Raw genomic sequence first — 12502 nt, 5'->3', positions numbered from 1 at the left:
CCTTCTCTTTGTTGCGGGGACAGGATTTGAACCTGCGACCTCCGGGTTATGAGCCCGGCGAGCTACCGAACTGCTCCACCCCGCGGCACGTAAGAAAGCCTAACATGCATCCGGGTGGAGGGCGAATCGGCGCGGATGCGCAGGCGCGCATCCGGGCGCCTGCGCATTGCCGTACCTACTCGGCGGCCTCCTCTTCCTCGTCTGGGCGCGCAGGCGGCTGCCCGCCCATGCCGCGCTGGCCGCCGGTCGTCTCTTCCGGAGCACCCATCCCGCCCGGAGCACCCATCCCGCCTGCACCGGCTTCCCCGGCGACGCCGGTGCTGCGCTGCTCGCCGTCGACGGTGAGCGAATACGTCGCACCGTCGACGATGTCCGGCGAGGAGTACGTGACCGCACCGGCCGTCTTCTCGGCGGTGAACTCCGCCACGGTCGCCCCGGATTCGTCGACGAGCACCGCAGTCTGGGCGGCGGACAGTGATGCGGTGATCTGCACCCACCCCTGCCCCGAGTCCGCCGGTGCCTGCTCCATGTCGCCGGGGCCGAACGCCAGGATCGTGCCGCCGGTGACGGTGATCCCTGCGTTGGCGTCGACCGATCCGTTGCCCCCTCGCGTTGGGCCGTAGACGACGGTGTCGCCTCCGGAGATCGCCAGGGCGCCGTTGGAGTCGAGCCCGTCTCCCTCACTGTCGACCGTCACGGTGCCGCCGCTGATCTCGAGCCGCTCGCCGCTGTCGGCGAACTCTCCGCCCCGACCTCCCGCGGCATCGGTCGAGGTGTCGGTGCCGGTGCCGCTGATGAGCGCCTGCAGGTCGGTGTTGCCCGATGCATTCACGCCGTCATCGCTCGCGACGATGTCGACGGAGCCGGCGCTGATCGCGATGTTCGCCGATTCGATGCCCTCGGTCGAAGCGGTGACCGAGAGCACGGGTGCCGCATCGAGCTCGCCGATTGAGATGACCGCCTCGCTCTTGACGCCGTCGTCGGCTGCGGCGAGCGTGATCTGCCCTCCGCCCAGCACGGTGTCGGTGAACGCCTGGATGCCGTCGTCGCCCGCGGTGATGTCGATGACGCCGCCACCGATGTAGACGTAGCCGCTGGTCCAGTCGATCTCGGTCTCGTCCTCATCGCCGTTGCTGTTCATGCCGTCGCCGGCGGCTGCATCGAGGGTGAGCGCTCCTCCTTCGACGACGAGCGCGTCCTTCCCGCGCAGGGCGTCCTCCGCCGCGGAGACCGCGATCGTGCCGCTCAGGATCACCAGATCGTCGGTGGACTTGATGCCGTGTCCTCCGTTGCCCGTCACCTGCAGCGACCCGGATCCGCTGACGGTCAGATCGGCCGCCGCGTGGATGGCGGCATCGGCTTCGGCATCCTCCACGTAGCTCTGCGCGTCGGAGACGCTGTTCGAGCTGCCATCCGCCAGGTGGACGGCGACGTCGTCCGCCGTCTGCACGTCGATGGCGGGGCCGGAGTCGCTGGCGATGTCGACCCCGTCCAGTATCAGCACGACCTGTGCGTCGTCGGGCGCCGCGACGACGAGCTGTCCGTCGAGCGCGCCGCTGAGCCGATACACGCCGGCCGCCCCGATCGTCACGGTGGAACCGTCGACGGTCACATCATCGGCATCGGTCGTGACGTCGCCGTTCGCGAAGGTGACGTCGACGGCATCCGCCTCGGCCCATTCGTCCGTATTCACGACCGTATAGTCGGCGTTCTCAGCCATCACCGCAGACGGCGCGAGATCCGCGGCGCTGGCGGCGGCGACGGTGGCCTCCGAGCCCGTCGTGACCGTCGTGCTGCAGCCGGCGAGCAGCAGTGCGCCCGCGAGGATGCCGGAGGTGAGAAGGATGGTGCGTTTCATGATCTGCCTCTTCGTGATTGGTTCTGCATTGCTTTCACGCCGCGCCCTCGCGCGACGTGCGGTCCGAGAGCGGTCCGGAGAGGATCCGCGCCCACTTGTTGTGCGGCAGAGCGGGATCGATGGCGGCCATCCCCACTCCGAACTTGCTGATGCCGGTGGGGCGATGCCCTGCACGCCACAGCAGGCGGTCGAGATCGCTCGCACGACCCGCCGACTTCGTCTCCACGATCACGTGATCATCGACCGACACCCGGCGTCGGCCGTCGGCGCCGGACCACCGCAGCGCGGAGTCGACGGTCGCGCGACTGCCGCATGGCAGCAGCAGCGTCGCGCGGCGGTAGCGGTTGCTCATCGATGGTTGCAGGCGGCTCGTCACACCGGCATGGCCGTGCTCCTGCAGGATCGCCTGCACGAACCGCTTGCCGTCGAGTGTGAGCCGCGCCCGGTCCGCGGGCGAGTACGGCATCCGCTCTTTGACGGTTCGCCCGCGGCCGTCCTTCGTCTTCACCTCGAGGAAGCAGCCTCCGGTGTCGGTGTACTCCCGGATGCGCAGCTTGAAGCGGCGCCTGCGGCGCTGGGCCGTGAGCCGGTACGCGAGGTGATCGTCAGTGTCGAAGTACACCGAGTCGTAGCCGAACGCGCGACGACCGTCGATCTCGAGCACCCGGGTTCCCGGGTCCACCAGGTGCAGTATCGCGCCGGCTGCCGCAGCGGGGATCAGGTACTTGCGGTCGACGCGGGTCAGCAGTTCAGCGCGTCCCACGAGCTCGTCGAGCGCGATGGGCTCCAGGTCCTCCAGCGTGACGCCTTGCTCGCGCTCCACGGCGCTCCCGGCGGTCATGCGATCACCTCATGCAGCGGCTGCCGGCGGCCGGTGCTCGACGGGCCGTCGGTTCGGCGGGACGGTGTGCCGATGCGGTACCGGACGTCGACGAGAGTGCTGTCGTTGACGAGATCGAGGTGCTGCACGCTCATCGCGGTCACCGTGCCACCCAGCCGTCGCCCCAGCTCCTCTCGCAACTCGTCCTCGTCGGCGATCGCCCGGTCGAGTCGCACGATCTGCTGGCGCCCTCGAGCGAGCACCGCCGGGTGATCGGCGCACCACATAACGACGAGGATGAGTGCGATGAGCGCGGACGACACCAGCACGGCATCCGTCGCGAGGCCACCGATGAGGCCCATCGCGAGAGCCGCGAAGTAGTATGCGACCTCGCGCTGCGAGATCTCGGACGAGCGCAGCCGGATGATGCTGAGAACGCCGAACAGGCCGAGCCCCAGCCCGAGCGCCACCGTCGTGGACGAGCTCAGCACGGTCGCGACCGCATACACGCCGACGTTCACCCCGAGGAAGGCCACGACGAGGTCGCGACGCCGGTGGCGCCGGTAGTAGACCGCGAGGACGAGAATGAGCGCGGCGGTCAGATCGACCGCCGCGAGAAGCAGGCTGGTGATGGTCACGGGTAACTCCCTGAAGTGTGCGGATTCGGTGGTGCTGCCACCGTGATCCAGTCTTTCCAGCGGTGGTCGGCTGCGCGTCACCCCGGCGCGGGCATTGTCCGTACCGCGATCGCGGTAGTGCGGATACCGCGCCTGCGCGACTCGTCCCGCACAGTCGTCGGCCAGAATGAAGGCATGGCAAGCTCCGCGACCTCGAGGCACTCGCGCATACCCTCGTGGGTGGGCGATGCCGTCGCGGTCTGCGCGGTGGTGGCGCCGGCGCTGGTGCCGGAGCCGCACCGTCCCGGCCCTCGCCCGGAGTTCGAGGCGCTCATGCTCCTCGGCCCGGTCATCGTGGCGATCGGGCTCGTCCTGCTTCGCCGCCGGTGGCCCGTTCCGATACTCACGGTGGCTGTCGTGCTCTTCTGCGCGTCGGTCCTCGTCGATCGTCCGTCGACCCCACTCGGATACGCGGCAGTCCTCACCGCCTACGTGGTCGGCAGCAGGACGACACGGCTCGTCACGCTGATCGCCGGAGTCGCGGCCACAGCGATCGTCGCCGTGCTCAGCGTCACGGTCTCGGACTTCGGCGTCATCGATCCTCGCGTCTTCCAGATCGCGGCGGGTGTCGCCGTAGCGGCTGCGCTCGGTGACAGCTCGCGTTCCCACCGCGAATACGTGCGCGCGGCCACCGAGCGCGCCGAGCGGGCGGAGCAGACGCGCGAGGCGGAGGCGCAGCAGAGGGTCGCTGAGGAGAGGCTGCGCATCGCCCAGGATCTGCACGACACCGTGGCGCATCAGATCTCCGTGATCAGTCTTAACGCCGGTGTGGCTTCACGCGCGCTCGATGACGATGCCGCCAAGGCTCGGCGCGCGCTGGGCACCATTCGCTCTGCCGCGCGCGGTGCGCTGACCGAGATCGGAGAACTGCTGCGCTACCTGCGCACCGACTCCGATGCGGCGAGCGCCGTGGCGCCGCAGCCGACGCTGAAGGACCTGCCGGCGCTGCTGCGACGCCTGGAGGACTCCGGGCTGCGCGTCGAGGTTCAGCAGACGGGGGATGTCGAGCGCATCGCGGACGCCGCAGGTCTGGTCGCCTACCGGGTCATCCAGGAAGCGCTGACGAATGCGCACAAGCACGGCTCCGGCGGCACGGCATCGGTGCGCATCGCCGTCGCGGAGGCGGACGACCAGGTCGAGATCGTGGTCGGCAACCCGGTCTCTGCCGCCGACAGGAACCAGAGCGATCCTCCGGGCGGCGGGCTCGGTCTCATCGGCATCCGGGAGCGTGTCGCCTCGGCGCGCGGCACCGTCGGCACGCAGCGGCTGCCCGACGAGTTCCTCCTTCGAGTGCGCCTTCCGCTGCGAAGACAGGAGCAACCATGATCTCCGTGCTCGTCGTCGACGACCAGGCGCTCATCCGGCAGGCCGTCGCCGACATCCTCTCCGGGCACGACGACATCGACGTCGTCGGAGAGGCGGTCAACGGCGCCGAGGCCGTGCGCCTGAACGCGGCACTACGGCCTGATGTGGTGCTGATGGACGTGCGGATGCCCGTGCTCGACGGCATCGAGGCGACGTCGGCCATCTGCGCGGATCCGGCGAGCGCAGCCACACGCGTGCTCATCCTCACCACATTCGAGGAGGACGAGTACGTGGTCGCCGCCCTGAGGGCCGGGGCGAGCGGTTTCCTCGGAAAGGGTGCGGAACCCGAGGAGATCGTCCGCGCGGTGATCGCCGTGCACGCGGGCGACGCCCTGCTCTCCCCCGTCGCCACGCGCTCCCTGATCACCCGCTACATCTCCGGTCCCGGTCACGTGGCGACGACCTCCGCCACATCGCATCCGCAGCTCGCGTCGCTGACCGAACGCGAGCGTGAAGTGCTTCTACTGGTCGCCCGCGGCCGTTCCAATCAGGAGATCGCCGAGGAGCTGTTCATCTCGCCGCACACCGCGAAGACACATGTCAATCGCATCATGACCAAGGTCTACGCGCACGATCGCGCCCAGCTGGTGATCCTGGCCTACGAGACCGGTCTGCTGATCCCGGGGTCGTAGCGGCCGCGTACACCGCCGTCAACGGGCATGACCGAGCCGAAGGAGCGAGATGGCGTGACGTTCTTCACCGTCGGCCACTCCGACCACAGCCTCGAGGAGTTCATCGGGATGCTGACGGATGCCGGAGCATCCCTCGTCTGCGATGTGCGCAAGATGCCGGGGTCTCGTCGCAACCCTCAGTTCGACGACACCGTGCTCGCCGCGGCGCTGCCCGACGCCGGCATCCGCTATCTGCGGATCGCCGAGCTCGGCGGTCTGCGGAAGCGGGTGCGCAGCGTGCCCGAGGAGACGAACGCCCTCTGGCGCAATCGCAGCTTCCACAACTACGCCGACCACGCGCTCTCCGACGCCTTCCGCGAAGGGCTGCGGATGCTGCGCGAGCATCGCGCCGCGCAACCCGCGGTGATGTGCGCCGAGGCGGTGTGGTGGCGCTGTCACCGTCGCATCATCGCCGATCATCTGCTCGCCGCGGGCGACGAGGTGGTGCACATCATGCCCGGCGGGCGGCTGGATGCCGCGCATCTCACACCGGGTGCCGACGCGCGCCCTGACGGGACCGTCGTCTATCCCGCGTGATACTCGACCTCGCAGTCGGCGCCGGGGAAGATGAGCGACTCACGTCCGTCATCGAACCGCACCAGATAGGGCGGGCCACCGCCGTCGCCGCGCACCTCCCGCACCTCGCCGTGGCGCTCCCCGGCGCCCACGCGTGCGCCGTGGATCACGATCCGGGCACCCACCGCGATCTGCATTCCAGCCTCCTCAGCTCGGGTCGATGCCCTCATTCTGCGCGCAGCCGGCTCTCGCCGCCAGGGGTACTCGGCGTCGAACCATCTCGGCATCGAAACTTCTCGGCACCGAGGGTTCTCGGCGCCGGATGCAGCGAGCGAGGGCGCCCCCGCAGGGACGCCCTCGCTCGAACGGCGGAAGATCACTCCGCTGCGGTCTGCTCCTGAAGCTCGAGCAGCTTCTCGATCGCCGCGGTGAGCTTCTTGTCCTCGATGGCGAACTGCTCCAGATCGCCGGCCTTCAGAGCCGCGTCACGTGCGGCGAGAGCGTCGCGCGCCGCGGTCAGAGCCTGCGCCTCGGCATCCCCAGGCGTATCGACTCCACCCTCGTCGGGCGGGGTCTCGCCCTCGGCTTCACCGTCGCCTTCGCCCTCACCTTCACCGGGCTCGGGCTGGACGTTCTCGTCTCCGCCCGCCGCGCCGGCATCGCCGCCGAACAGCACGTCGAGGGCTTCGGTCAGCGTGTCCTCGAAGGCCACCCGGTCGCCGAACGCGACGAGCACCTTGCGCAGGTTGGGCAGCTTCGTGCCCTCGGATGACTGCACGAACACCGGCTGCACGTACAGCAGGCCGCCGCCGACGGGCAGCGTCAGCAGGTTGCCGTACCTGACCTCGGAGTTTCCGAGCGTCAGCACGTTCAGCTGATCGGCGATCGCCGTGTCGGAGTCGAAGGTGTTCTGCACCTGGCCGGGGCCTGGCACCGTGGTGGCCGTGTCGATCTCCAGCATCCGCAACTGGCCGTACCCTTCGGACTTCTCCCCCGCCGTCGAGCCGGCATCCGAGTCGACGGCGAGATAGCCCATCAGCACCTCGCGCGTCTCACCCTGCTGCGACGCGGGGATGAAGGTGGAGAACATCGAGAATCGCGGCGACTCCTGCCCCGGCATCTGCATCGACAGGTAGTACGGCGGCTGCGAGCGGTTCTCGGCCCGCGGGTCGTCCGGCGTCTGCCAGCGGTTGTCCTCCTGCTGGAAGGAGCGGACGTTGTCGATGTGGTAGACGCCCAGCATGGCGCGCTGCACCTTGAACAGGTCGGTCGGGTACCGCACGTGACTCATCAGCTCGCCCGACATCTCACTGATCGGCTTGACCGTCGACGGGTACACCTTCTGCCAGGCCTCGAGGATCGGGTCCTCGTCGTCCCAGGCGTACAGCGTCACCGAGCCGTCGTACGCGTCGACGGTGGCCTTCACCGAGTTGCGGATGTAGTTGATGTTGTCGAACGCCACCGCCGAGGCCGGTGTGCGCGAGTCGGCGATCGCCTCCTGCATGCTCACCGTCTTGGAGTACGGGTAGCTCGCGCTGGTGGTGAAGCCGTCCACGATCCAGACGATGCGTCCGTCGACCACGCTCGGGTACGGGTCCTGGTCCAGCGTCAGATACGGCGCGACCTTCTTCACGCGGTCACGCGGGTCGCGGTCGTAGAGGATCTGCGACTCGGAGTTCACCAGGTCGGAGAACAGGATCTGCTCCGACTGGAACTTCAGCGCATAGAGCAGTTTGGTGAAGGTGTTGCCGATGCGCGGTCCGCCGTCGCCGGCGAACGTCGTCTTCGTGTCGCTGGCGCCGTCCTCACCGCGCGGGTAGTCGATCTCGACCGGCTCCCTGCCCTCGGGTGCGCCGACGATGGAGTACTCCGGCGACGACTCGCCGAAGTACACCCGCGGCTCGAAGTCCTCGCGCTCGGTGAGGAAGCCGGACGACGGGATGCCGCGCTCCAGGAACACCGGCTCGCCGTCGTTGGTGCGCTGGTTGCCGGCGAGTGCCACCAGGCCGTAGCCGTGGGTGTACACCGCGACGCGGTTGTTCCAGCTGTCACCGCCGCCGAGGCGGCTCATGTCGAGGTCGCGCACCGAGACCACGGTGTCCTGCATCGTGCCGTCGATCTCGTAGCGGTCGACGTCGAGCTCGGGGGCGAACTGGTAGTAGGAGCGATACTGCTCGAGCTGCCGCACCGTCGGGCCGATGATCGCGGGGTCCATGACGCGCACGGATGCCGTGGTCTCGGCGTCCTCGCGCAGCTGACCGGGTTCGGTGTCGGTCTCCGCCTCGAACGGCGTGACTTCCATGTCGGCGAATCCGTACGCCTCCTTGGTGGCATCGATGTTGCGCTCATAGAACGGCGCCTGGTAGGCGTTCTGGTTCGGGTTCACCTGGAAGGTGGTCACGACCCAGGGGTAGCCGACGCCGACCACGAGCGAGGCGACGATGAACAGTGCGGTCGCCGCCAGCGGAAAGCGCCAGCGGCCGATCACGGCGGTGACGAAGAACAGCACAGCCACCACGGCCGCGATGATCGAGAGGATGGCGAGACCGGGGATGCTGGCGTTGACACCGGTGTACGCGGCACCGGTGATGCGACCGTCGTCCTGCACGAGCATGAGGTAGCGGTCGAGCCACAGGCTGACCGCCTGCACGGCGAGGTAGAGACCTGCGAGCACCGCGAGCTGGATGCGCGCGGGCTTCGAGATGCGCAGCTCGCGCTGACCGATGCGCACCGAGCCGTACAGGTACGACACCAGGGCGGTGATCACGAGGCACAGCAGCAGCACCGCCGAGACGAAGGCGAGCAGCACCGAGTAGAACGGCATCGCGAACAGGTAGAAGCCGGTGTCGACGCCGAACTGCGGGTCGAGCGTGTCGGTGGTGACGCCGTTGGCCCACAGCCAGACGACCTTCCAGTTGCCGGCGGAGGCGAAGCCCGCGAACACGCCGAAGAACACCGGCATGCCCCACATGGCCAGGCGGCGCAGCGGCTCGATGATCTCCTGATAGCGGTCGAGCTGGGAGCTCAGCCGCACGTACACCGGACGCAGCCGGTAGGCGAGCTGGATGCAGACGAAGATCGGCACCGCCATGCCGAGGAAGCCGATCAGGAACATCGACGCCGTCGCGATCCACTGCGTGGTGAGCACCGAGGCGAAGTCCAGCTGGTCGAACCAGAGGTACTCGGTGTACAGCGAGGCGAAGATGAAGAAGGCCGCGATGACGGCCGCGATGACGGCCACCGATATCGCGAGGATTCGGCGGGTGGCGTTGGGCGTGGCCGGATTCGGCGCTGAGGTCGTGGTCACCCTTACATCCTAGGCAGGCGGGCTATGACCGGGCCGCGAGATACGCTCAGCGCGGAACACCCGGGTGAGCGCCGCCCGACGGATGCGGATCGGCGTGCGGTCAGCGCGCCGACGCCGCGCACGTGGCGAGCTCAGAGGTGTCGCCGCCCTCGGCGATGACCTCGAGGATCTCGAGGGACTCGTCGAGATCCTCGGTGCGGAACACCTGCAGCCCGTCGGGGACGTGTCCCACCACCTCGTCGCAGTTGTCCGCGGGTGCCAGGAAGTACTCCGCCCCGGCATCCGCGGCGCCGTACAGCTTCTGGCGGATGCCGCCGATCGGGCCCACGGTGCCCGAGCCGTCGATGGTGCCCGTGCCCGCGACCTTCTCGCCGCCGTTGAGCCGGCCGGGCGTCAACGTGTCGATGATGCCGAGCGCGAACATCATGCCCGCGCTGGGACCGCCGACGTTGTCGAGCTGCAGCTTCACCTCGACCGGGAAGTCGTAATCGGTGGTGAGCGTGATGCCGATCAGCCAGACCGCCTCGCCCGCGGCATCCTCGGTCTTCTCCGGGGTGAGCGCCACCGTCCTGTTCTCGCCGTCGCGCTCCACCGTCAGCTTCACCTCGTCGCCGCCGGCCTCCTGGATCGCGTCGCGCAGCGCGGTCGCCGAGCTGACCGCGGAGCCGTCGATGGCGAGGATGCTGTCGCCCTCTTCCAGCTCGCCCTCGGCGGGCGAGCCCTCCAGCGCCTGCACGACCTCGACCGTCGCGCCCACGTCGTAGCCGAGCTCGCTCAGCGCGGCCGCGGTCGCCTCGTGCTGCGAGTCGACCATCAGCGCGGCGTTCTGCTCGTCGCGCTCGTCGGACGTGACCCCCTCGGGGAAGACGGTGTCGATCGGCACGACCGCGCGGGTGCGATCGAACCACGCCATCATCAGTTGGAACCAGGTCGGCGGATGCTGCCGGTTGCCGACCACCTGGACGGTGGTGAGGTCGAGGGCGCCGGCGGTGGGGAACGTCTCGGCGCCCTCCACGTCGATGAGCGGCACCTCGGTGCCGTCCGCGCTCAGCGCGGTGCCGAGCGCGTCGTACACCGGCCCCGGCTGCTGGATCACGTACGGGGTGGGGATGAAGGTCAGTCCCATCAGCGCCACGAGCGAGATGCTGAGCGCGATGATGCCCGAGACCACGCGACCATTGCGGCGTTGGGACACGGCGGACCTCCGGGGCGTTCGCGAGCGGCGTACAGCGATCCGCGCGCGCCGGGGCCCGGCACAGGATCGTGTGACTAGCGTAGAACGCAGACGCTACGGGCATGCTGAGAGGGCGATCGCATGGCAGATGACGAACAGGATCCGAAGGACTTCGAAGAGCTGCTGCGGCGCATGATGTCGGGTGGCCAGATCGACCCCGAGTCGCTGCGCGATGCACTGTCGGGCATGGGCGACGCGTCGTTCGATCCGAGCACGATGTCGGCGTTCATGTCACAGCTGCAGGGCGCGTTCGGCGGCGATCCCTGGCAGAGCGCCGAACGGCAGGCGCTGCACATCGCCAACCGCGACGGGCAGGCCATCACGGACGGCGCGCGCTCCTCGCTGGATGACGCGTTCTCGCTGGCGAACCTGTGGCTCAGCGAGGCGACCACGCTCTCCGAGCTCGGCTCGGCACCCCAGGCGATGACGAGGGGCGACTGGGTGTCGAAGACGCTTCCGGTGTGGAAGGAGATCGCCTCCCCCGTCTCCACCAGCATCGCCGACGCACTCACGGGTGCGCTCGAGGGGCAGGTGCCGGAGGAGATGCAGGGTCTGGTGCAGGGCGCGGGGCAGCTGATGCGGGGTCTGGGCGGCTCGCTGTTCGCCGCCCAGTTCGGTCAGGTCCTCGGCCGGCTCTCCCTCGAGGTCGTCTCGGGCGGCGACGTGGGCATCCCCGTGCTGCCGGCGGGGACAGCCGCCGTCATCCCGCAGAACATCGCGGCCTTCGGCGCGGGACTGGAGGTCCCCGAAGACCAGATCGCCCTGTACCTGGCGGTGCGCGAACTGGCCTACGCCCGGTTGTACCGGCATGCCAAATGGCTGCACCTGCACCTGCTGTCGCAGATCACCGATTTCGCGCGCGGGGTGACCGTCGACGTGGACGCCCTCGAGGATGTGGCCTCTCGCCTCGACCCGACGAACCCCGAGGAGCTGCGAGCGGCGATCGAGGGAGGCGAGCTTCTGCCTGCCCAGACCGAGGCGCAGCGCGAGGCGCTCACCCGCCTGGAGAATCTGCTCGCCACGATCGACGGCTGGGTGGATGTGGTCACCGAGCAGGCGATCGCGCGCCTTCCGGACGGGCCGCGTCTGGCCGAGGCCGCCCGCCGGCGTCGTGCGGTCGGCGGGCCGGCGGAGGACGCTCTGGGCGCGCTGGTCGGGCTGAAGCTGCGACCGCGGCGTCTGCGTGAGGCGTCGGCGATGTGGCGGGCGGTGACGGATGCCGTCGGCATCGTCGGCCGCGATTCACTCTGGGACTACCCCGATCTCATGCCCCAGTCCGCCGACATCGACGACCCCGCGGCGCTGATCGCCCGTCTGCAGTCGATGGCGCGAGGCGAGACGCCGGCGACGGACGAGTTCGACGAGGCGCTGGAGCGGCTGCTCGCCGGTGACGACTTCGGCGGCGAGGAGTCCGACGATGCGGCGGCGGATGCTGCGCCGGGCGATGCGGCGGCCGATGCTGCGCCGGAAGACCCGGCGGTCGATGCTGCGCCGGAAGACCCGGCGCAGGCCGACGCGGCGGAGTCTCTCGGCGACGCTCCGCAGACCGAGGAGACGGATGCCGACGCGCCCGGCGACCCGGATGAGCGTCCCGAGGGAGACCGGCCGGTCTGAGCCGCGCTTCGCGCTGCACATGCCGCGATCCCCTCGGATCTGTCCACAGATGCGCGGATCCGCGGTCGTGCCCGGCGCGCGGCGACGACAATCAGGACATGAGTCCTCTCACTCCCCCGACGCTGACGCGTCTCGATCCGCGCTATCCGGTGCTCTGGCGGGACGACAGCACGGTGCAGTTCGGGATCGAGGACATCGTGCGCGTGCGTGTCGAGGCCGACTGGATCGAGCCGCTGCTCGGCCGTCTGCGGGCCGGTATCCGGCGCAGTGCGTTCGATGTCGTCGCGCACGGCGTCGGCGCGCCCCGTGACGCCGCGCGGCGAGTCTTCGACGCGCTGCGGCCCGTGCTCGTCGACGATCACCCGCCGACGCCGCCGGCGTGGATCGAGGCGGTGAACGTGTCGGACAGCCGGGCAGTGCAGCGCCTGCGGGAAGCACTC

The 12502-nt window shown here is 69.3% G+C and carries 10 protein-coding genes and 1 tRNA gene; 4 read left to right on the top strand and 7 right to left on the bottom strand.

Going from position 1 to position 12502, the window contains the following annotated elements; genetic code table 11:
- Window positions 1-11 precede the first annotated feature (11 nt).
- The 4 genes from ACFWH5_RS13770 to ACFWH5_RS13755 form a co-directional block, all read right to left on the bottom strand.
- A tRNA-Met gene (locus tag ACFWH5_RS13770) sits at window positions 12-85 on the bottom strand.
- 90 nt (window positions 86-175) lie between these two features.
- A complete protein-coding gene (locus ACFWH5_RS13765) occupies window positions 176-1858 on the bottom strand; it encodes a carbohydrate-binding domain-containing protein (RefSeq protein WP_378835480.1) in 1683 nt (560 codons plus the stop codon).
- Window positions 1859-1892: 34 nt separating this feature from the next.
- Window positions 1893-2699 carry a polyphosphate polymerase domain-containing protein gene (locus ACFWH5_RS13760; protein ID WP_378835477.1) on the bottom strand — a complete coding sequence of 269 codons (807 nt, stop codon included), beginning with the start codon at window positions 2697-2699 and terminating at the stop codon, window positions 1893-1895.
- Window positions 2696-3316, bottom strand: a complete 621-nt coding sequence (locus tag ACFWH5_RS13755) for a DUF4956 domain-containing protein (RefSeq protein WP_378835475.1) — start codon at window positions 3314-3316, stop codon at window positions 2696-2698. The genes ACFWH5_RS13760 and ACFWH5_RS13755 overlap by 4 nt, the downstream gene beginning before the upstream one ends.
- Before the next feature lie 174 nt (window positions 3317-3490).
- Here ACFWH5_RS13755 and ACFWH5_RS13750 point away from each other — a divergent pair, with 174 nt between their 5' ends.
- The 3 genes from ACFWH5_RS13750 to ACFWH5_RS13740 are packed head-to-tail and all read left to right on the top strand — an operon-like array spanning window position 3491 to window position 5928.
- Window positions 3491-4681 (top strand): histidine kinase, encoded by a 1191-nt coding sequence (locus tag ACFWH5_RS13750; protein ID WP_378835473.1) that lies wholly within the window; start codon window positions 3491-3493, stop codon window positions 4679-4681.
- Window positions 4678-5352, top strand: coding sequence for a response regulator (locus ACFWH5_RS13745; RefSeq protein WP_378835470.1), 675 nt, complete (start codon window positions 4678-4680; stop codon window positions 5350-5352). Before ACFWH5_RS13750 ends, ACFWH5_RS13745 begins: the two co-directional genes overlap by 4 nt.
- Window positions 5353-5379: 27 nt before the next feature.
- A complete protein-coding gene (locus ACFWH5_RS13740) occupies window positions 5380-5928 on the top strand; it encodes a DUF488 family protein (protein WP_378835468.1) in 549 nt (182 codons plus the stop codon).
- Here the strand turns inward: ACFWH5_RS13740 and ACFWH5_RS13735 are convergent.
- From ACFWH5_RS13735 to ACFWH5_RS13725, 3 genes are all read right to left on the bottom strand, one after another.
- Window positions 5916-6104: a DUF1918 domain-containing protein gene (locus ACFWH5_RS13735; protein ID WP_378835465.1), complete on the bottom strand. Its 189-nt coding sequence runs from the start codon at window positions 6102-6104 to the stop codon at window positions 5916-5918. The genes ACFWH5_RS13740 and ACFWH5_RS13735 overlap by 13 nt on opposite strands.
- A 179-nt stretch (window positions 6105-6283) precedes the next feature.
- Window positions 6284-9214 carry a UPF0182 family protein gene (locus tag ACFWH5_RS13730; RefSeq protein WP_378835463.1) on the bottom strand — a complete coding sequence of 977 codons (2931 nt, stop codon included), beginning with the start codon at window positions 9212-9214 and terminating at the stop codon, window positions 6284-6286.
- A 100-nt stretch (window positions 9215-9314) separates the two neighbouring features.
- Complete coding sequence (locus tag ACFWH5_RS13725; protein ID WP_378835460.1) at window positions 9315-10409, bottom strand: PDZ domain-containing protein; 1095 nt, start codon at window positions 10407-10409, stop codon at window positions 9315-9317.
- Window positions 10410-10529: 120 nt separating this feature from the next.
- On the opposite strand from ACFWH5_RS13725, the gene ACFWH5_RS13720 reads away from it, so the two are divergent.
- Window positions 10530-12062, top strand: a complete 1533-nt coding sequence (locus ACFWH5_RS13720) for a zinc-dependent metalloprotease (RefSeq protein WP_378835458.1) — start codon at window positions 10530-10532, stop codon at window positions 12060-12062.
- Window positions 12063-12502 lie beyond the last annotated feature (440 nt).

The organism is Microbacterium sp. NPDC058345, from assembly GCF_042723855.1.
Lineage (GTDB): Bacteria > Actinomycetota > Actinomycetes > Actinomycetales > Microbacteriaceae > Microbacterium.
The sequence above is the reverse complement of the archived record's forward strand: the minus strand, read 5'-3'. Positions and strand labels throughout refer to the sequence as shown.